Consider the following 19,300-nt stretch of genomic DNA (forward strand, 5'->3'; position numbering starts at 1 on the left):
GGCGTGGACCTCACCACCGGCACCGTCTTCATCCGCACCGGTGTGGCTGGTTCCGCTGCGCGCATGGGACACCGGCTCGTCATCGCTGTGGATGACTGGTCGGCCACGGTCGACCTGCGCCGCGGCAAGCCCACCGCGGTGCGCTTACGGGCCTCGCTGCGCAGCCTGCGGGTGGAGTCCGGGCGGGGCGGGATCACGCCACTGACACCGGTGGACAAGCAGGTGATCGTGCGCAACGCAGCCAAGGTCCTGGATGCTGCGCACCACCCGGAGGTCACGTTCTCGGGGGAGGTGACGGGCGGTTATGAGGTCAGCGGGGACCTCACGATCCACGGGGTGACCCGGCCGCTGACAGCCGCGGTCGACGTGGCCGACGGCCGCGCGCAGGCCCACATACCCGTGCTGCAGACGGACTTCGGGGTCAAGCCCTACTCGTTGATGCTCGGCCAGCTCAAGGTCGAGGACGAGGTGACCGTGGACCTCGACGTCGAACTGCCCTGAGCCTCCCCCCGCAGGACGACCAGGCCGTTGAGGGTCCCGACGTACAGGTCGCCGGTGTCCCCGAGATAGGCCGCCGCGTAGTGGTTGTTGAACGGGGTGCCGGCCCCGGCGCGGCGGGTCCATACGACCTCCCCGGTGCGGGCGTCGACGGCCGTGAAGTACCAGGCATCCGTGCCTAGCGCCGAGGGCGGCTTGGAGTAGGTCAGCACCAGCCCGCCGGTACTAGTGGCCTTGGAGACCAGCGACGGGATGTGGATCGTGTCGTTCGACCAGCGCAGCGAGCAGTCCGCGCCGTCGACCGCGGCCAGTCCCGGCTGTGTGGTGCCACCGGCGGTCGTCGACATCACGGCCGGCTTGTAGCCGTAGTTGTTCTCCACGACGAGCATGCCGTCGATCGCGATCAGCGAGTTCTCCGTGGCGGAGGCGGTGGGGCTGAAGACCGGCGCCCGGCAGCGCTCGCGGCCATCGGCGCGATCGAACACCACGACGTGCATCTGGGGGTCCGCGTTGTCGGTGATGGCCACAGCGTCGCCGAACAACGTGGGGGTCGTGCCGGTGGCGCGGCTGGTCTGGCCGGGCTTCTGCCGGGTGCCCGCGTCGTACGCGGCGCGCCAGACGATCTCCGGCGGTCCGTCGGGCCCGGCCCGCAGCCGGTACATGGCCGCGCCGGTGGCCACGTACGCACCTTCGCGGCCGACCGCGAACGAGTTCTCGATGTCCTCGCCGCCCAGGTTGCGCGCGGTTGCCTGCCCGTCACGCACGACACCGACGGTTCCCAGCGCCCCGACGTACCAGTAGCGGCCCTGCCAGTCGGGCAGCACGGAGGTCACTTGCTCATCGGGCTGCAGGGTGGCGGACACGTCGATGCTGTCCTGCTCGGGCAGGCCGGGTCCGGTGCCGAGGATGCGCAGCACCCCGCCGCGCGCCGGGAACACGATCCGGTCGGCCGCGTCCAGGATGAAGTACCCGCCGCCGGAGAAGTCGGTGAGGCTCGGGCGGCGCTGCCCGACGATCCGCGAGTCGATGACCGCCAGCGACGAGGGGTCGACGACGTACGCCACGACCCGCGTCAGCGTCGAGCACAGAGTGATGAGCCGGCCGCGGGAGTCGAAGGTGATCGTCGCGCAGTCCCCGCCGGTGAACAGCGAGGCCACCGGTGCCCGCAGCGGGTCGGCCGGCGACGGCAGGTCGTAGGCGTCGCTGGCCCACGTGTCGTTGTGGATGCTGTTGAACGGGTTGCGGGCCACTGACGGGTTCTGCGGCACGTCAGGTGCGGACAGGTCGGCCAGCGTGCGAGGCTCCCCTCCGCCCGCCGAGGTGAGCAGCGCCGTGGGATCGAAGGGCAGTGCGCGGGAGGTGGCGTTGATGCCCGCGATCATCGCCACCGCGCCGGTGAAGCCCGCCAGCCACCACCAGCGGCGGCGGCCAGTGCGGTCCGGTGAACCCTTCACGATCAGCGCGATCAACACCACGGTGGTGCTGGCAGCGATCACTGCCAGCGTGGGCGCCGGCACCGTCATCGGCCGGAGCAGGGGCAGTCCGGCGTACACCGCCACCATTGGCTGGAGTAGCAGTGCGCCGGTGCCGCGGGCGCTGTGGGCAACCCCCCACGCCGCGAGCAGCAGGAGCACGACGAGCAGCGGGCTCAGCACGAGCACCAGACCCTGCCCCACCACGTCCCCGATGCGCACGTACGCGAGGGCCTTGCCCAGCACACCGGACCCGACGAAGAGGTTGGAGACCGCCAGCACGGGGTGGACGACGAGAAGCGCTTCGGCCACGAGCAGCACGGCTGTGGCCAGGCGCAGAGCGCGGGGCGGCACGGCGGTCAGCGTAGCGGGTTGTCACCGATCGTGGTCGCCGGTCCGGTGGAGGGGACAGATCGGGCAACCCGGGGGGTCGTGGCGCTACGGTCGGCGCATGCGTAATCGATGGATGCTCACGGCCGTCTCCTTGTTCGTCGCGCCAGCCCTGGTGTTCTCGTCGGCACCGGCCAATGCCGCCAACCCCGGGATCCGCAGCACGGTGCAGTATCAGGCGCTGAAGAGTTACGTCTCAGAGCTCAACACCGAGAAGGGCCAGCAGCAGACCCCGGCCCAGATCAGCAAGTACCGCAGCGAGTTGTCCAAGAAGCGCGCGCGGGCCGCCGCGAAGGTGCGGGTGCTGTACCAGAACCGCATGAGCCAGGCGAAGGACCGCCGCAACCAGCGCAAGGCAAAGGTGGTCGCGCTCAAGCAGCGGCGCAACAACCAGGTGGCGCAGTTGAAGAACGCGCGGCAGTCCCGGCTCAACGAGATCGCCGCCGAGCGCAGGGCCGCCATCGCGCGCATCAACGGCAAGTACGCCGCTCAGCAGGACAGACTCAACAAGCAGCTGAACAAGGCCCGCAAGAAGTTGGCCAAGGCCACCAACCCGGTGGTCAAGCAGAATCTCCGGGAGGAGATCAGCGCCATCCAGGACAACCTGGACAGCCTGGCACAGGAGAAGCGGGCCGACCTGAACGTCGCGGACAACAAGTACGACACCAGGACCGAGAACGCCAGGGAGAGTTACGCGCAGCGGATCGAGAACGTCATCGAGCAGGCCAATGCGACGATCTCGAACCTGCAGACCCGACTGCGTGAGGACTACCAGCGGTCCAAGCAACTGGCGCAGCAGCGCCGTGCCGACGAGTTCGGCCTCGTGCGCAGCAAGTACACCGAAGGCGTCGGGTACATCAACCAGATGCCGGTCGAGAACAACGGGCAGTAGGCCCGGCTACAGCACGCGCCCCACCCCGGGGATGTGAAGCAGGAGCCAGGCCAGGCCGTAGGACCCGGCCACCCCGCCGGCGGCCACGACCAGCGCCTTGACCTCGGCGGGCGCCGCGACAGCCCGCAGTGCATAGGCCAGGCCGATGAGCACGAAGCCCTGCACGATGAACGCTGCGTAGCAGGTCCGGTTGAGCAATTCGTCGCCCCGGTAGCGCCGGTCGAGGCGCAGTTGGGCCACCCCCAGCAACCAGATCGGGCCACAGATGGTCAACGGCGCCTCGATCAGGGCGAAGAGCAGCGCCAGCGGGTTCCATCCTCCGAAGAGGTCGTCGACCCGGTCTGTCAGGCCTGCCCCGGCCAGTAGCGCGACCATCGCCAGCAGCGCGACCAGCGTCACCGAGCGGCATCGCCGTCGTAGACCGCCCGGCACCCGGTCCAGCCATCCCTGCTGCCATGCGACAACACCCAGCCCGAAGGCTGCCATGCAGGCCGGCCACTCCCAGAACTGGAGGTCGGAGCGTCCTGCCTCGCTACCGTACGGGTAGATCAGCCTGACGAGGAAGGACGCGGCCGCGACGCTGCCCATGACGGCCACCAGCAGGCGCATGGTGATGGGCGGGTGGCTGCGCGGTCGGCCCCGCCGTACGGCGACCCACGCGGCGTACGCCAACGAGTAGATGAGCAGCACTCCCACGAACCACAGGGGACCGGTGTCGAGGCTCTTCTCCGCCCCGAGGTACTCCTCGGTCCAAGATCCGGGAGCGTCGCCGAGCGGGTGCTCGAGCAGGTAGGTCAGCGTCGGTTCGAGCAGGAACACGAATACGAGGAACGGCACTCCGAGGCGCAGCAGGCGGTCGACAGCGAACCGCCGCACACCCTTACGCGCGACAGAGCCGGGTGTGAGCAGTCCGGCGACCAGGAACAGCAGCGCGATCAGGAAGAAGCCGAACGGTGCGACCAGCACGATCAGCACGGCCTCGGTGATCGGATTCAGGGTCACTTCCCGGAATTCGGTGTACGTCCAGACCTCGACCGTGCTGGCGTAACTGAGGACACCGTGGATGGCGATGATGGCCGTGATGAGTAGCACCTTGAGGTTGTCGAGCCACGGCCGCCGGGTGTGCTCAACTCGGCCCGCCAGGGGCAGGTGATCCTCGGTGGCCCGATCCGCCACGAGTCCAGTGTCCCGCCACGGGTCTGCCCGGGGCAACCCGCTAGGCCGCCCGGAAGACCTCCAGCAGGTCGTGGGAGAAGAGCACGAAGGTGACATCGATGGATGCACCGGCGGTGGCCTCGCGCACGGTGTCCACCGCGATCCGCGCCGCCGCCTCGACGGGGTAGCCGAAGATCCCGCAACTGATCGCCGGGAACGCGATGGAATGCAGGCCGTTCTCCTCGGCCAGCCGGATCGAGGAACGGTACGCCGAGGCCAGCAGCCGTGCCTCGTCGTGCTGACCGCCGCGCCAGACCGGCCCGACGGTGTGGATGATGAAACGCGCCGGCAGGTCGAAGCCCGGGGTGATGCGGGCCTCGCCGGTGGGGCACGGTGCCACCGCCCGGCAGGCAGCGGGCAGTTTCGGACCGGCGGCGCGGTGGATGGCCCCGTTGACCCCGGCGCCGTCGGACAGCGCTTCGTTCGCCGCGTTGACCACGGCGTCGACCGCGATGGTGGTGATGTCGCCGAGCACGAATTGCATACCGTGACCGTACTGCGCTGTCCGGACCCCCAGCGCGTACCGTCGGGGCATGGATGTGACCGAACGCCCCGGTGGCGTGGCTGTGATCGGCGCCGGACCGCACGGCTTGTCCGCGCTGAAGGCACTGCTGCAGGTGGGAATCCCCGCGGACGGCTTCGACCGCGCCCCCGACCTCGGCGGCAACTGGAACTTCGGCGGCCCGACCTCCCGGGTCTACGAATCCACGCACCTGATCTCCAGCAAGCCCTTCACGCAGTTCCCGGACTTCCCGATGCCCGACGACTACCCCGACTACCCGAACCACCGGCAGGTCAAGGCGTACTTCGACGCTTACGCCGCGCACTTCGGCCTGCGCGAGCGGATCTCGTTGCGCAGCAGCGTCGAGCAGGTGATTGCCGTCGGCGACGACCGGTGGGACGTCACCGTCGAGCGGGACGGGACCCGGCACACACTGCGTTATGACGCGGTGGTGGTCGCCAACGGCCACAACTGGTTCCCGAAGATGCCGGCGTATCCCGGGCAGGACGACTTCGCCGGGCAGATCCTGCACTCCGCGGACTACAAGAGCGCCGAGCAGGTGCGCGGCCGGCGGGTGCTGGTGGTGGGGGCGGGCAACACCGGGTGCGACATCGCGGTGGAAGCCGAGCAGAACGCAACGGCCACGTTCCATTCCACACGGCGTGGTTACTACTACAACCCGAAGTTCGTGTTCGGCAAGCCGTCGGACCAGATCGCCGACCAGTTGCTGGCGATGCGGGTGCCGCTGCCGCTGCGGCGGCTGGCCTTCGGGGCGACGCTGCGAACCACGATGGGCCGGTTCGAGGACTTCGGCCTGCAGAAGCCCGACCACGCGTTCTTCGAGACGCACCCGATCGTCAATCAGCAGTTGGTCTACTACGTCGGCCACGGCGACATCACCCCGGCACCCGACGTGGACCACTTCGACGCGGCGGGGGCGGTCTTCACCGACGGCACCCGCGCCGACGTCGATCTCGTCGTGTTCGCCACCGGCTACCTCGCCGTGTTCCCGTTCCTGGCCGACCAAGAGGCGCTCGACGCCGGGGACGGCCATCCGCGGCTGGCCCTGCAGATGGCCTCGCCCACCTCCCCGACCTTGTGGCTGTCCGGGCTCATCCAGCCGGACTCCGGGCAGTGGACCATCGCCCACTGGCAGGGCATGGCCATCGCACAGTTCCTGAAGTTACGGGCCACCGATCCGGCGGCGGCGGCCCACATCCATGCCCGGCTCAACGCCCACCGCGAGCAGCGCTTCAGCGGTGGCGCACACTACAAGGAATCGACCCGGCACTACTACGAGATCGCCCACCAGGACTATCTCGCGGCGCTGCAGGACTTCCTCGGTGAGGTGGCCGCGTGAGCAGGGGGCCGCAGGTGCTGCGCCGGGGGGAGTGGGCGTGGCCGACCAAGCCGGTGCACCTCGAAGTCGTGGCCGAGGAGGTGCCCGGGTCGGACCGGCCGCCGCTGTTGTTTCTGCACGGCCTGGGGCACGGCGCGTGGTGCTACGCACAGCACTGGCAGGGCGTGGCCGCCGGACGCGGCTACTCGTCGTACGCCATGTCCTACCGGGGTCACGGCGGGTCGGGCGGGCAGCGGGAACTGCGCCGGGCCACGCTGCGTGACTACATCCACGACGTGCTGCAGGTGATCGTCACACTGCCGCAGCCGCCGGTGATCGTTGCGCACTCGCTGGGCACACTGGTGGCTCAGCGTGTACTGCAGCGATATCCGGCGCGGGCCGGCGTGCTGATGACCCCCATACCTACCGCCGGCATCCCCGCGACGGTCGTGCAGGGCATGCGGCGCAGGCCGGTGGACTTCACCCGCGCGGTGCTCGGCGCGACGCTGCGGCTGACCGCTGAGGACCTGTACGCGGACCTGCCGGCCGAGGTGGCCGCCGGCTACGTGTCGCGGATCGGCCGGGAGTCGCCGTGGGCCCAGTACGCGATGTTGCGTCCGGAGCGCCTCGGTCCGGTGCAGTCGCCGGTGATGGTCGTCGGGGCGGTGCAGGACCGGCTGGTGGCCGCCGCCGACGTGCAACGGTGCGCCCGGGCGCTGGGCGAGCAGGTGGTGTGGGTGCCTGGCGGTCATGACGTCATGCTCGACGGCCCCTGGCGCGAGGTGCTGGACACCGTTCTGGGCTGGGTTGACCGGACCTGCCCGCCCGGGGCGCCGCTGCCGGGTGCCCGCGCGCTTCCGCCGCTGCACATTTCCTGAAAATCGGTTCAAAAACGTTGCATCCAAAATGGTGGCTGGGGGAGAACTCCTGTGTGTAAGCCAATCGCACCCTGGAGGAGCAATGAACATCAAGATCGCCGCGGCGGGCTTCGCCGTCGCCTCACTGGCACTGGTGGGTTGTAGCAGCGGGGATTCCACCGCTGAGACGACCCCGAGCGCCGCCGCCACCAGCGCGGAGGCCTCCCCGATGGCCACCGCCAGCGCCGACACCATCGTCGACGTTGCGGCCGGCAACCCCGACTTCAGCACCCTGGTGGCGGCGGTGGAGGCGGCCGACCTGGCCGAGACCCTGAGCGCCGAAGGCCCGTACACCGTCTTCGCCCCGACCGATGCCGCCTTCGAGGCGCTGCCGGCCGGTGTGCTGGACGCGCTGTTGCTGCCGGAGAACAAGGAACTTCTCACGGAGATCCTCACCTACCACGTGGTGGCCGGTGAGGTGATGTCGACTGACATCGAGCCCGGCGAGGTGCCCACGGTGGAGGGTCAGGACCTGACCATCGAGGTCACCGACGGCACGGTCACCGTGAACGGTGCCACCGTCGAGGCCGCAGACGTCGAGGCCAGCAACGGTGTCATCCACGTGATCGACGAGGTTCTGGTGCCGCCGAACGTGGACGTGACAGCGCTGACCAGCTGATCCCCCCAGCCGACGAGCCCCTGGAGATCCGGTTCTCCAGGGGCTCGTCGTTGTCCCGCGACGCACACCCCGCGGCGAAGGGCGGGAGACATGTCCGGGTCGCTCCCGGATGGAGCTGGCGGGGCGGCGTCAGCGGGCACAGCGAAGGGCGGGAGAGAAAGGGATGGGCGGGAGCGAAAAGGACCGGGTGGATCGCTCCCGGGTTGAGGTTCCTCTCCCGGATGGAGTTGGCGCGGCGGCGTCACGGCACAGCAAAGGGCCCCGGCTCTCTCGAACCGGGGCCTCGCGTCGAAGTCCTCTACTTACGCGGAGCCTTCGAGTCAGGGACGAGCGCGGACTTCTTCGTTACCGCGTCGTGCAGGTGTGCCTTGTAAACGCTGTTGTTGATGTTCAGCTGGTTACTGGTGTTCTCACCCTTGTGTCCGTACATGCTCTACTCACCTCCTCGAAGTTCGTTTGTGGCTTCACTATACGTTTATACGCATACGCCTGTACAGCGGTGGGGACGTGATCTGGCTCACTTCACCCGGACGGCTGACTGCAGCGCCGCGGCCTCGAACGGGCCGAACCCCTGCTGCTCCTCGACGTAGTGCAACATCGCCACCGAGAAGATCGCGCGCATGGCGCTGATCACGACCTGCGCGGCGATGACCACGATGACGCCGAGTGCCGACAGCGGGACCCCGACGGCAGGCGTGCCCGCCATGGCGACGAACCCGCCGACGACGGCGAACAGGATCCCCGGCAGCACCGCGATCAGTCCGATGAGCCCGCCGATGCGTACGCCGCCGGCGATCTGCATGCCCCAGGTCGCGCGGATCACGCTCACCGACTGCTTGATCGCGGCCACAGGGCCCTTGCCGCGCAGGATGATCAGCGGCAGGACGAAGAACGTGATCACCGACCACGCGACCGCCAGCAAGGAGGCGAGCACGAGCCGCAGGACGGTCACAATGACGTTGTTGTCACTGCCGTTGCCCCGCACGGCGGACAGCAGCCACCCCACGGCAGTCTGGATCCCGGCCCACCCCATCAGGGCCGGGAAGCGGCCCATGGCCGCACCGAGGCCGGCGCCGAAACTGGAGTCGCGGCCCTGCAACTCCTCGTCGGCGCACTTCACCAGCCCACCCATGAAGACCTGCGTGATCAACGTCGCCACGTACGCGGCGATGATCAGGATGACGATGCCGACGATCGCGGTGCTGGTCGAGACCTCCCCGCTGGCCGCGGTCTCCTCCACGCCCCGCCAGCCCAGGGCCGCCACGCCGGCCCCGCCGATGACGAGCACGGCGATGATCGCCAGGACTGCGCTCACCACTGGGAAGAGCAGCATGTAGGGGTTCTACTTGATGACCCCCCACGCCTGCTTGGTCACCACGCGGCTTTCGGCCCAGGATCCTCGTGCCATGGTTCTCCTTCGGTCGGGGAGTCTCAGGGTATGGCCCTCGGTAGCCTGCAGGGGTGCTCGGCGCGCTGGTGTGGGCGGTCATCGGCGTGACCTGCGCGGTGCGGCTGTGGGTGATCTGGGGCAGCTTCTTCTGGCAGGACGACTACATCCACATCTGGACGGCGTGGAACGCTCCTGTCGCCGATGTCGTCGGGCAGAACTGGAACGGCCACCGGGAGCCCGCCTCGTTCGCGATGCAATGGCTGCTGGCGAGGGTGGCGCCGCAGGTGTGGTGGCCGGCCGCTCTGGTGCTCAGCGCCATCGCCGTGGCGACCACCGTGGGTTTCTGGCTGATGCTGCGCAGGTGGGGCGGGGTCACGCCCGCCACCGCGGCCGCCGCGATCCTGTTCGCCGCCTGGCCCGCGACCATGCTGGCGCAGTCGTGGCTCTCCGCTGGTCTGGAAACGGTTCCGCTGGTGCTGATGTCCGCCGCCGGGTGGGTCCTGGCCCGGCCGGCACGATGGACCCCGCTGGTGGTGGGTGGGCTGGCGGCGGTGGCGTGGTTGTTCCACGAACGGGCCGTCTTCTTCCTGCCGGTGCTGCTCGCGGTGGCCTTCTTCTTCCACGGCGTACGGGCCTGGCGGGAGAACCGGAGCTCCTGGCTGGTGCTGGCCGCGGTGACGGTGGTGGCCCTCGTCCTGCGGGCGCTCGACGACCTGCCCGGCCGCGCGAGCGGGACCAGCGTGCCGGGGTCGGCCTGGTACGCGGGGCCGGGATCGGTGCTGCGATCGGTGCTCGGCTGGCTGCCGTACGACGCCCGCACGCCAGTGCCCGTCGATGCCGGGCTGTGGGCGCTCGCGGTGCTCGTGGTGTGGATGGTGCTGCTGCTGATCGGCCTGTCATTCGACCCGCGGCGCACGCTGCTGGTCGGTGCGGTCGTGATGGCGTTCCTCGCCGTAGAGGTGCTGTCGTTCGTCACTCTGCGTGGCGGGTTCGCCGGTAGCGTCCTGGCCTCCGACCCCCGCTTCACGTTCATCACCGGCACGGTGCTGCTGGCCGGCCTCGGGTCCTTCGCAATCGACTGGCGGCCGGTCGTGTGGCTGACCACCGGGCTGGCCGTCGTGGGTTGCTGGAGCATGTGGAGCATCGGGGGTCCTGTGGACCCGGGCCGTGATTGGCTGGCGGCCGCGCGCCAGGTCCGCGGCGACCTCGCTCCCACCCCCAGCCCACCGGCGATGCTGGGGCACTTCTTCTTCACCACCGAACCGCCGGTGTACGAACTGGGCACGACTCGCACGCTGCTGCAGGTCGGCCCGCTCCCTGCCCGGTTCCCGCAGCGGTCGACCGCGCCCTTGCAGGTGGACAAAACCGGGACGATCGGACCGCTCCGGTTCACGCCGTTGGTGGTCGCGGAGGGCCGGCAGTGCGGGACGGTCGTGGTGCCGCAGTTCGACGCCGGGGTGCGGGTGGTGCGGCTCGGCGACCTCTACGTCTTCCCGCCGCCCGGGCCGATCGCCCCGATCGCCATCGAGGGGTGCACCGACCGTGTGGAGGTCGGGATCCCCGGTCGGTGAGAGGGTGAGGGCATGAAGAGGTGGATCGCCGCGGGTGCGGCCGTGGCAGCCGGAACCGTGGCGGTGCGCAAGGGCCTGCGCACAGTGCCGCCGCCGTTCGGTCCCTTCGACCGCCCGGCGCCGGAACTGCCGCGCGCGCCGATCCCTGAGGGACTGCCGGAGCCGGTGCAGCGCTACCTCGAGGTGGTTGTCGGCGACACCCTGCCGCTGCAGGATTCCGCCGTGATCAGCGGGCGGATGTCGATGCGTCTGGGCGCCGCGCTGCCCGGCCGCTTCCGGTTCAGCCACATCGTGGGCCGCGGCTACCGCCACTACATGGAGGTCATGCCGTTCGGCCGCAAACTCATGACAGGGCAGGAGTGGTACCTCGACGGCCACGCCCGGCTGGACCTGCCGATGGGCCTGGTGGAGAACCAGCCACGGGTGGACCGGGCGGCGAACCTCAGCATGTGGGGGGAGTACGTCTGGCTGCCCGGGGCGCTGGTGGATCCGGGGGCGCGCTGGGAGCCGATCGATGCCGTCAGCGCCCGCCTGGTGGTACCGCAGACCGACGGCCCCGACGCGCTCGTCGCGTTCTTCGACCCCGCCACCGGCCTGCTCGAGCGCTGGGAGGCGTTGCGCTGGCGCAGCCCGCAGGACGCAGAGCCGATCCGCTGGGTGAGCCGCAACCACGCCTGGACCCGCATCGGCGGCATCGGGGTGCCAGCCCTGTCATCGGTGCAGTGGGGCGACCAGCGCCAGCCCTGGCTGAAACTCAGCCTCGACGATGTCGTGTGGAACGCGGACCTCGCCGGCTACCTGGAGGCCACCGGCCCCTGAGGCCTAGCGGCCGTGGCCGTGCAGCCCCGAGGTGATTCGGCGCACGATCTCCGTGGTGCGGGGGTGCCGGGCGAAACTGGTCAGCGTCAGCGGGCTGGCGAAACGCTCGCGCACAGTGGCCTTGGACCGGGCGAACTCGCGCAGGCCGTCCGGGCCGTGGATGCGCCCGAACCCCGACTGCCCCACCCCGCCCCAGGGCAGCGCCGACACCCCGGCGTACATCACCCAGGAGTTCATGCTCACCATGCCGACCCGCAGCCGGGATGCGGCGCGCTCCATCGTCGAGCGACTGCTGGAGAACACCGACGCCGCCAGCCCGAAGTCCGCGGCGTTGGCCCGGTCGACGGCCTCGTCCATGTCGCGCACGGGATTGACGACCAGGGTCGGCCCGAACGTCTCCTCCATCACTGCCAGGGAGTCCTCCGGGACCCGCGCCAGGACGATCGGCGACACGACCCCTTCGCCGACCGATTCCGGCCCGCCGACCACCGCGGTCCCACCGCGCTCCAGGGCGTCGCGCACGTGCTCGCGCACCACCTCGATCTGAGAGGGCATCGTCATCGGCCCGTACGAGGAGTCCGGCCCGTGCCCGGGGGTCAGCGCCCGTGCCTTCTGCGCGACCAAGTGCAAGAACTCGTCGTACACGCCCTCGTGGACGTACACCCGCTCCACGCCCACGCAGGTCTGCCCGGCATTGCTGAACGCGCCGAACGTGGCAGCGTCCGCGGCCTTCTCGAGGTCGGCGTCTGCGTCCACGAGCACAGCGTCCTTCCCGCCGCACTCCAGCAGCACCGGCGTCAGCGACTGCGCGCAGGCGGCCATGACCTTCTTGCCGGTGGGGGTCGAGCCGGTGAAGGAGATCTTGTCCACGCCGCTGGCGCACAACGCCGCGCCGGTCTCACCCTTGCCGGTGATCAGCTGCGCGACGGGCTGCTCGGGGACGACCTCGCTGATCGCGTCGACCAGCCACTGACCGACCGCTGGGGTGAACTCCGAGGGTTTGAAGACCACGGCGTTGCCGGCGGCCAGGGCGTAGACGATCGAGCCGATCGGTGTGAACACCGGGTAGTTCCACGGCCCGATCACGCCGACGACACCGAGCGCTTGGTACTCCACACGGGCATCGTGGTTGATAGTCAGCAGACCCGGCTTCACCCGGCGTCGCCGCAGCACCTTCTCGGCGTTGAGCGCGGCCCAATTGGTGTGCTCGACGGAGAGGATGATCTCCAGCAGGGCATCGTCGGTGGGCTTGCCGTTCTCGGCGTGCACGAGCTCGGCCAACTCCCGGGAGCGCCGGGCCAGCAGCCCCTTGAACCGCAGCAGCCTCCGGCGCCGCTCGTCGAAACCTAGACCGGCCCACCAGTGCGCCGCGATGCGCGCGCGGTCGACGGCCTCCTGCACGCCCGCGGCGTCCATCATCGGGTAGGTGCCGATCACCCGGCCGTCGGCCGGGGAGTGGCTCTCGAAAGTCTGCGTCGTCGTGGGCATGCGGCAACCGTACCCGCGATTCGGCGTTCGGCACCTCGGGATCGGGATGGCCGCTTGGCCGAGGACGGGAGAGGTTCGGACATCGGGGAGTGGAAAGGCGCGGTTGGATCGCTCCCGGCTGTACGTTTCGCTCCCGCCTTGCGCTGCTGCGGCGGGGTCAGCTCGTCGCCGCCGGCGGCGGTCCGGGACGCATCTCGACCCGCGCCCCCTCAGCCGCCGATCGCTGGGCGGCCAGTGCGAATCCCAGCAGGTCCCGGCCCTGCTCGCCGGTGACCACCGGGTCGTGCCCCTCGAGCAGGGCATGCACGAAGTGCCGGCCGGACTTGACGAACGAGACCCCCCAGTCGGCGTCCATGTCGTCCATGTGGATCGTCCGCTGGTCCTTGTAGAGCACCACCGGGGCGACGTCGAGCATCCGGCCGTGCCCGCGGGTGACCCAGATGACCCCCTTGCTGCCGGTGATCTCGATGCGGTCGTCCTGCCCGTAGTAGTTGCCGTGCAGGCGCAACTCGGGGGAGAAGGTCGCATCGAAGGTCCCGACGGCGCCGTCGGCGTACTGCCAGGTGACCACCGACGGGGAGTCCAGCACGCCGTTGAAACTGCTGCCGATGTAGGCATGCACGGACTGCGGGAACCCGTGCAGGTACCACGACGACGAGAACTTGTGGTGGCCGTCGTCGAAGACCTGCGCCCCGCCGCCGCTCTTACCCGGGTCGAACCGCCAGGCCATGGCCTCGGCCGGCACCTGCCAGCCCTCGGTGGAGTAGCCGGCGGCCGACTTCAGGCGGATGCTCAGGACGTCGCCGATCTCCCCGGCGTCGATCAGGTCCCGGGCCCGCTGGATCGGTGGGTAGAACACGAAGTTCTCGAAGATCTTCAACGTCACCCCCGCCCCGGCCGCGGTGGCGATGATGCGGTCGGCCTCGTCGACGTCCAAGGCCATCGGCTTCTGCAGCGAGATGTGCTTGCCGGCGGCGGCGGCCTGCTCGGCGATCTGCTCGTGCAGATGGTGCGGCACCAGGACCTCGACCATGTCGATGTCGTCGCGGGCCAGCAGGTCCTCGGTGTGGGTGTGTCTGGCATCCTCGGGCACGGCCCAGGCGGCTCCGCGGGTGGCCAGGTTCTCCTCGTTGGGATCCGCGATGGCGGCGATCGTCGCTTTCTTGAAGTGGTGGTACGCAGCCGCGTGCAGGTCCGAGATGCGGCCGCAGCCGATGATGCCGACGCGGATCATGGCGCCTCCCATAGGTCGAGGTCGGCCCCGAGATGGGCCTGTTGGACTCGTTCGGTGTGCAGCCGCCGCCAGCCGGTCCCCGGGTGCGCCGGGGGGACCCACCCGGCCCGCCGGCGCTGCAGTTCGGCGTTGTCGACGAGGAGGTCCAGCCGGCCGGCCGGCACGTCCAGGCGCAGCCGGTCGCCGGTACGGACCAGGGCCAGCGGCCCGCCCACAGGATGGTCTTCAACCCGTTGTCCGGCGCTTTCTCCGACCGCACGTCCGCCAGGCTGGGCCGCCGCCGGCCGTGGATCATCGCCGGGTCGTTGACCGCTGCCGCGCTGATGGTGGTGATGTCCTACCAGGACAGCATCGTCGGCCTGGCCTTGATGTGGTTCGCTGTGCTGGCGGCGGCCAACGTGGCGTTCTCGGCGATGACCGCGTACATCCCCGACCAGGTGCCGGTGAGCCAGCGCGGCTTGGTGTCTGGCTTCGTCGGCCTCGCCCAGGTGCTCGGCGTCGTGATCGGGGTCGCACTGGTCTCCTTCGTCGTGCCGGACCTGCAGCAGGGCACCTGGCTGGTGGCCGGGGTCATGCTCGTCCTGCTCATCCCCATGGTCGTGTTCGTCCCGGACGCCCGGCTGCCCCGGGAGGCCGTCGCGCCGTTCCACTGGGGCCGGTTCTGGTCGGGCTTCTGGGTCAGCCCGAAGCGCCACCCCGACTTCGCGTGGGCGTGGATCACCCGGTTCCTGGTGTGGCTGGGGACCGCCCTTGCCACCATCTACCTTCTGTTCTACCTGAAGGACTACCTGGAGTACCCGCAGCCGGAACAGGGGCAGACGACCCTCATCGGCCTGTACGGCCTGGGGACCATCGTCACCGCGGTGATCGGCGGGCGGATGTCCGACCGGTCCGGGAAGCGCAAGATCTACGTCATCGTGGCGTCGATCGTGATGGGACTGTCGGTGCTGATCCTCGCCTTCGTGCCGGTCTTCGCCGCCGCCTGCGTGGGTGCCTTCCTGCTGGGCACCGGATACGGCGTCTACCTGGCCGTCGACCAGGCGCTGATCACGCAGGTGCTGCCGACCGCCGAGGACCGGGCCCGCGACCTCGGGGTCATCAACATCGCGAACACCGCGCCGCAGATCCTCGCCCCGGTAATCGCAGCGCCACTGGTCACCCTGCTGGGCTACCCCGCCCTGTACCTGGCGACGGCGGTGGTCATGGTGCTGGCCGGGATCCTGGTGCGCTTCATCCGCGGCGTTGCGTAGCACCCGCGCTGGCCTACCGTGGGAGCCATGACCCTGCTGGTCTCCAACGGCGACAACGAGTTCGTCGGCAAACTCATGGACGCGCTGGCCACCAAACACGGCGTCGACGTGACCGCGCTGGTGCCAGAGGGTGGTGAAGCGTCGGTGCCCGGCGTGGCAGTGGCCACCGAGCCCGGCGACCACACGCATGTCCTGGTGACGATGCCCACGGACGACGCCGCGATGCGGCGGGCGATGGACCTGGTCAACTCCCTCGACGACCAGCACGTGCTGTTCATCGCCAATGAACTCGACCCCGAACACCACGAGGTGATGGATCACATCAAGGGTTCCGGCCGCGCGTGGACGATCGTGCCTCCCGTGTCGATGATGGACTTCTCGTTCGCCGCGCTGCCCCCGCAGATCTTGATGGCCCGTGCGGTGTTCGGCATCTCGGGCAACAGCCGCATCGGGTTCGTCGCGGCGTCGGACATCATGCGGGTGCTGTCGGTGGTCATGGCGGAGTCCGGCCACGACGGCCGGGCGTACGTCTGCACCGGCCCGGAGGCGGTGGACATGCCGACGGTGGTGGCCCAGCTCTCAGCGGTCGTCGGGCGCCGGATCGACTACATCGACCTGCCCGAGGACGAGCTGAAATCGCTGATGGTCCAGTACGGCCGGCAGGATCCCGACGTCATCGAGAGGCTGGTCATGAGCCACTTGCGCGCCTGGCGGGACGGGCGTGCCGATGTGGTCACGACCACCGTCGCCGACATCACCGGCCAGCAGCCGCTGAGTGTGTCCGAGTGGTTCGAGGCGCACGCCGACACCTTCGGCAAGGGCCCGTCGCTGGCGCAGCGGGCGGCGAGTGCGCTGGTGAAGGCGCGTTACCGCGACCGGATCCTCGGGGCGGGCTGACCCGCCAGGCGCGCTTCCCCGGCCATCCGCGCCGGCGAGGCGACCAGCGCGAACCGCAACACGCGCAACGCGGCATCGGCCAATGTGCGGTCCACGGCGGCGGTGCGCGGCGACGAGCCCAGCATCGTCAACGCCCACGGCGGCAGGCTGTCCCAGGCCGCGCGGGCCAGCACCCGGTACCCGGGCTTGAGACTGGTCGGCAGTGGTGCGCCGAGGATGAAGCGATGGGTGCGCCGCACGTCGTGATCCACCCGCAGGTCCGGGCCGAACGCGAGCAGGGCGGCGTCCAGACCGGCACGGCTGGTCGGTGGGTCGAGGACGCCCATGGCCCGTGCGACGACCGCCATGTCCGCCACGTACCCGTCGGGGTCGATCGCGCCGTCCCTGCCGAAATCCAGGTAGGCGCGCAGCATCGAGTCGGTCAGGGCGAGGTGCACCCACAGCAACAGGTCCGGGTCCTGCGCGGAGTAGGCGCGGCCATCCGGAGCCGTACCCTGCACCCGGGTGTGCATGGAGCGCACCGCCCGGACGGTCTGCTCGGCGAGGTCCGTCGAGCCGTAGGTGGTCGCGGCGATGAAGGCGCCCGTCCGCTGCAACCGGCCGAAGGGGTCCTCGCGGTAGGAGGAATGCCGGTCGACGCCGGCCAGCGCCAAGGGGTGCAGGGCCTGCAGCAGCAGCGAGCGGATCCCGCCGAGGAACGTGGCCACCGACCCGTGCACCGTCCAGATCGCGTCGTCCGGGGTGAACCAGCCCGGGGCCCCTGTCGGCCGGGCGATCGCACGCGCGACGTCGCTGGCGCCATCCGTGCGCCCGGACAGCACCTCCCGCACCTGACTTGCCAGCGGTGCCAGCGTGGCCTGCATTCCCATGACCCCACCGTCGCAGCCAGTGGCAGGGGCCGCAATCGCGGCGCCGACCCGACACACTGGTGGGCATGCGCGCAGCGGTTCGGCATGAGTACGGCGGTCCGAGGTGGTGGCGGTGGCGGAGGTCGACGCCCGCGGGGGTCCGGGGGGGGGGGGGGGGGGGGGGGGGGCGGAGGGGGGGGGGGGGGGGGGGGGGGGGGGGGCGGGGGGGGGGGGGGCCGGGGGGGGGGGGGGGGGCGGCGCCCGGGGGGGGGGGGGGGGGGGGGGGGGGGGGGGGGGGGGTCGGGGGCCCCCCGGCGGGGGGGGGGGGGGGGGGGTGGCGCCGGGGTGAGTGGGCTGGCTGTGGGCGACGAGGTCTGCGGCATCGGCCGGGGTGCGCTGGCGGAGTTCGCGGCTGCCCCGGCGGCGAAGATCGTGCCCAAACCGCCCGAGGTCGGTTTCGCCGACGCCGCTGCGCTCCCCGTCTCCGGGCTGACGGCCCTGCAGGCCGTGGAGGCGGCGGGCGTGAGCGCAGGTCAGCGGGTGCTGATCCTGGGTGGGTCGGGTGGCGTGGGCAGTTACGCGGTCCAGATCGCCAAGGCCACCGGCGCCCATGTGACGGCGACGTGCAGCCCGGCCAAGGCCGATCTGGTCCGGGAGCTCGGCGCCGACGAGGTCGTGGACCACGCCGCACCGCTGCCAGCCGGGGGTTTCGACGTGGTGCTGGCCATTGGGGGAAACCTGCCGGTCCGGCGCCTGCGCGCCCTGCTGGCCGAGCGGGGCACGCTGCTCGTGATCGGCGGTGAAGGGGGCGGCCAGATCCTCGGTGTCGGCCGCCAGATCCGGGCCGTGGCATGGAACCCGTTGGTCCGGCAACGGCTGGGGATGCTGGTGTCGAAGGAGTCGGGCGCCGACATCCAGCGGCTGGTGGACATGGTGGCGGCGGGCCGGTTGCGACCGGTGATCGGCGCCCGGTTCAGCCTGGACGAGTGCCGCAGGCGCTGGCCGACATGGCTGCGGGCCGCCTGCGCGGGAAGGCCGTTGTCGAGGTGGGCTGACGGCGCCGCGACATCGCACTACCGTCGGGGCATGGAGATCTTGCGCACACCCGAGGACCGGTTCGACGACCTGCCGGATTTCCCGTGGCAGCCGCAGTACGTCGACGTCAACGGGATGCGGATGGCGTACATCGACGAGGGCGAGGGCCAGACCGTTCTGTGCTTGCACGGTGAGCCGTCGTGGGGTTACCTCTACCGCAAGATGATCCCGGTCTTCCTGGCGGCGGGGATGCGGGTGGTGGCGCCGGACTGGCTCGGTTTCGGCCGCAGCGACAAGCCGGTGGCCGATGCCGACTACACCTGGGACTTCCACCACTCCTCGATGCTGCACTTCGTCGATGCGCTGGGTCTGGAGGACGTGACGCTGGTGGTGCAGGACTGGGGCGGCGTGCTCGGGCTGACGCTGCCGGTGAGCCACCCGGATCTCGTGTCCCGCCTGCTCATCATGAACACGGGCCTGGGGGTGGGGTCCAGGCCCACCGAGGGGTTCCTCGCCTGGCGGGATTACGTGGCGAACACCCCGGACTTCAACGTCGGGGAGCTGATGGCCCGTTCGGAGCCCGGTCTGATGCCCGCCGAGGTGGCCGCGTACGACGCGCCGTTCCCCGACTCCCGCTACAAGGCCGGGGTGCGGCGGTTCCCGATGCTGGTGCCGATCAGTGAGGACATGGCCGGGGTCGAGGTGTCACGGGCCGCGGCGGTCTGGTGGGCCACGCAGTTCAGCGGGCAGTCGTTCATGGCGATCGGGACGAAGGACCCCGTGCTCGGGGAGCCGGTGATGCAGCGGATGCGCCAGATCATCAAGGGCTGCCCGGAGCCGATGCTGGTCGACGCCGGGCACTTCGTGCAGGAGCACGGGGAACCGATCGCGCGGGCGGCGCTGGAGGCCTGGGGACTGCTCTAG

Annotated in this window: 18 protein-coding genes; 10 read left to right on the forward strand and 8 right to left on the reverse strand. The window is 70.3% G+C overall.

What is annotated here, in order from left to right:
• Positions 1-3 precede the first annotated feature (3 nt).
• Positions 4-501 carry a YceI family protein gene (locus IPG68_12030; GenBank protein MBK6763939.1) on the forward strand — a complete coding sequence of 166 codons (498 nt, stop codon included), beginning with the start codon at positions 4-6 and terminating at the stop codon, positions 499-501.
• On the opposite strand, the gene IPG68_12035 is transcribed toward IPG68_12030, so the two are convergent.
• Entirely contained in the window at positions 429-2,324 is a 1,896-nt protein-coding gene (locus tag IPG68_12035) for a hypothetical protein (GenBank protein MBK6763940.1), read from the reverse strand. The two genes, IPG68_12030 and IPG68_12035, sit on opposite strands and share 73 nt — an antisense overlap.
• A 97-nt stretch (positions 2,325-2,421) precedes the next feature.
• On the opposite strand from IPG68_12035, the gene IPG68_12040 reads away from it, so the two are divergent.
• Positions 2,422-3,252 carry a hypothetical protein gene (locus IPG68_12040; protein MBK6763941.1) on the forward strand — a complete coding sequence of 277 codons (831 nt, stop codon included), beginning with the start codon at positions 2,422-2,424 and terminating at the stop codon, positions 3,250-3,252.
• A 6-nt stretch (positions 3,253-3,258) separates the two neighbouring features.
• Here IPG68_12040 and IPG68_12045 read toward each other — a convergent pair whose 3' ends face one another.
• Positions 3,259-4,428 (reverse strand): acyltransferase, encoded by a 1,170-nt coding sequence (locus tag IPG68_12045; protein MBK6763942.1) that lies wholly within the window; start codon positions 4,426-4,428, stop codon positions 3,259-3,261.
• A gap of 40 nt (positions 4,429-4,468) precedes the next feature.
• Positions 4,469-4,951 carry an O-acetyl-ADP-ribose deacetylase gene (locus IPG68_12050; protein MBK6763943.1) on the reverse strand — a complete coding sequence of 161 codons (483 nt, stop codon included), beginning with the start codon at positions 4,949-4,951 and terminating at the stop codon, positions 4,469-4,471.
• 49 nt (positions 4,952-5,000) lie between these two features.
• Between IPG68_12050 and IPG68_12055 the strand changes: the two genes are divergently transcribed.
• The 3 genes from IPG68_12055 (at position 5,001) to IPG68_12065 (ending at position 7,844) form a co-directional block, all read left to right on the forward strand.
• Complete coding sequence (locus IPG68_12055; protein MBK6763944.1) at positions 5,001-6,329, forward strand: NAD(P)-binding domain-containing protein; 1,329 nt, start codon at positions 5,001-5,003, stop codon at positions 6,327-6,329.
• Positions 6,326-7,186, forward strand: coding sequence for an alpha/beta fold hydrolase (locus IPG68_12060; protein ID MBK6763945.1), 861 nt, complete (start codon positions 6,326-6,328; stop codon positions 7,184-7,186). Before IPG68_12055 ends, IPG68_12060 begins: the two co-directional genes overlap by 4 nt.
• 82 nt (positions 7,187-7,268) lie before the next feature.
• Positions 7,269-7,844 (forward strand): fasciclin domain-containing protein, encoded by a 576-nt coding sequence (locus IPG68_12065; GenBank protein ID MBK6763946.1) that lies wholly within the window; start codon positions 7,269-7,271, stop codon positions 7,842-7,844.
• A gap of 517 nt (positions 7,845-8,361) precedes the next feature.
• On the opposite strand, the gene IPG68_12070 is transcribed toward IPG68_12065, so the two are convergent.
• Positions 8,362-9,177, reverse strand: coding sequence for a hypothetical protein (locus IPG68_12070; protein MBK6763947.1), 816 nt, complete (start codon positions 9,175-9,177; stop codon positions 8,362-8,364).
• 128 nt (positions 9,178-9,305) lie between these two features.
• Here IPG68_12070 and IPG68_12075 point away from each other — a divergent pair, with 128 nt between their 5' ends.
• Both IPG68_12075 and IPG68_12080 read left to right on the forward strand, forming a co-directional pair.
• Complete coding sequence (locus IPG68_12075) at positions 9,306-10,805, forward strand: hypothetical protein (protein ID MBK6763948.1); 1,500 nt, start codon at positions 9,306-9,308, stop codon at positions 10,803-10,805.
• A gap of 12 nt (positions 10,806-10,817) precedes the next feature.
• Positions 10,818-11,624: a hypothetical protein gene (locus IPG68_12080; protein MBK6763949.1), complete on the forward strand. Its 807-nt coding sequence runs from the start codon at positions 10,818-10,820 to the stop codon at positions 11,622-11,624.
• 3 nt (positions 11,625-11,627) lie between these two features.
• Here IPG68_12080 and IPG68_12085 read toward each other — a convergent pair whose 3' ends face one another.
• The 3 genes from IPG68_12085 to IPG68_12095 all read right to left on the reverse strand — a co-directional run bounded on the left by IPG68_12085 (position 11,628) and on the right by IPG68_12095 (position 14,561).
• On the reverse strand, positions 11,628-13,112 hold the full coding sequence (locus tag IPG68_12085) for an aldehyde dehydrogenase family protein (GenBank protein MBK6763950.1): 1,485 nt from the start codon (positions 13,110-13,112) through the stop codon (positions 11,628-11,630).
• Between the two features lie 157 nt (positions 13,113-13,269).
• Complete coding sequence (locus tag IPG68_12090; GenBank protein ID MBK6763951.1) at positions 13,270-14,346, reverse strand: Gfo/Idh/MocA family oxidoreductase; 1,077 nt, start codon at positions 14,344-14,346, stop codon at positions 13,270-13,272.
• A complete protein-coding gene (locus IPG68_12095) occupies positions 14,343-14,561 on the reverse strand; it encodes a dihydroxy-acid dehydratase (protein MBK6763952.1) in 219 nt (72 codons plus the stop codon). Before IPG68_12095 ends, IPG68_12090 begins: the two co-directional genes overlap by 4 nt.
• Positions 14,562-14,564: 3 nt before the next feature.
• On the opposite strand from IPG68_12095, the gene IPG68_12100 reads away from it, so the two are divergent.
• Both IPG68_12100 and IPG68_12105 read left to right on the forward strand, forming a co-directional pair.
• Entirely contained in the window at positions 14,565-15,596 is a 1,032-nt protein-coding gene (locus IPG68_12100; GenBank protein MBK6763953.1) for an MFS transporter, read from the forward strand.
• Between the two features lie 27 nt (positions 15,597-15,623).
• Positions 15,624-16,493: a hypothetical protein gene (locus IPG68_12105; GenBank protein MBK6763954.1), complete on the forward strand. Its 870-nt coding sequence runs from the start codon at positions 15,624-15,626 to the stop codon at positions 16,491-16,493.
• Here IPG68_12105 and IPG68_12110 read toward each other — a convergent pair.
• Positions 16,463-17,362: a DUF2236 domain-containing protein gene (locus IPG68_12110; protein MBK6763955.1), complete on the reverse strand. Its 900-nt coding sequence runs from the start codon at positions 17,360-17,362 to the stop codon at positions 16,463-16,465. The two genes, IPG68_12105 and IPG68_12110, sit on opposite strands and share 31 nt — an antisense overlap.
• A 324-nt stretch (positions 17,363-17,686) precedes the next feature.
• Here IPG68_12110 and IPG68_12115 point away from each other — a divergent pair, with 324 nt between their 5' ends.
• Positions 17,687-19,300: an alpha/beta fold hydrolase gene (locus IPG68_12115; GenBank protein ID MBK6763956.1), complete on the forward strand. Its 1,614-nt coding sequence runs from the start codon at positions 17,687-17,689 to the stop codon at positions 19,298-19,300.

The sequence above is a fragment of the Micrococcales bacterium genome, assembly GCA_016703125.1.
Taxonomy (GTDB): Bacteria; Actinomycetota; Actinomycetes; order S36-B12; family UBA10799; genus JADKAV01.

Excerpts from the sequence above, each read along its gene's own strand:
- IPG68_12100 (MBK6763953.1), top strand. The coding sequence starts at position 14,565 with ATGGTCTTCAACCCGTTGTCCGGCGCTTTCTCCGACCGCACGTCCGCC.
- IPG68_12110 (MBK6763955.1), bottom strand. The coding sequence starts at position 17,362 with ATGGGAATGCAGGCCACGCTGGCACCGCTGGCAAGTCAGGTGCGGGAG.
- IPG68_12090 (MBK6763951.1), bottom strand. The coding sequence starts at position 14,346 with ATGATCCGCGTCGGCATCATCGGCTGCGGCCGCATCTCGGACCTGCAC.
- IPG68_12070 (MBK6763947.1), bottom strand. The coding sequence starts at position 9,177 with ATGCTGCTCTTCCCAGTGGTGAGCGCAGTCCTGGCGATCATCGCCGTG.
- IPG68_12105 (MBK6763954.1), top strand. The coding sequence starts at position 15,624 with ATGACCCTGCTGGTCTCCAACGGCGACAACGAGTTCGTCGGCAAACTC.
- IPG68_12055 (MBK6763944.1), top strand. The coding sequence starts at position 5,001 with ATGGATGTGACCGAACGCCCCGGTGGCGTGGCTGTGATCGGCGCCGGA.
- IPG68_12080 (MBK6763949.1), top strand. The coding sequence starts at position 10,818 with ATGAAGAGGTGGATCGCCGCGGGTGCGGCCGTGGCAGCCGGAACCGTG.
- IPG68_12085 (MBK6763950.1), bottom strand. The coding sequence starts at position 13,112 with ATGCCCACGACGACGCAGACTTTCGAGAGCCACTCCCCGGCCGACGGC.
- IPG68_12065 (MBK6763946.1), top strand. The coding sequence starts at position 7,269 with ATGAACATCAAGATCGCCGCGGCGGGCTTCGCCGTCGCCTCACTGGCA.
- IPG68_12050 (MBK6763943.1), bottom strand. The coding sequence starts at position 4,951 with ATGCAATTCGTGCTCGGCGACATCACCACCATCGCGGTCGACGCCGTG.
- IPG68_12040 (MBK6763941.1), top strand. The coding sequence starts at position 2,422 with ATGCGTAATCGATGGATGCTCACGGCCGTCTCCTTGTTCGTCGCGCCA.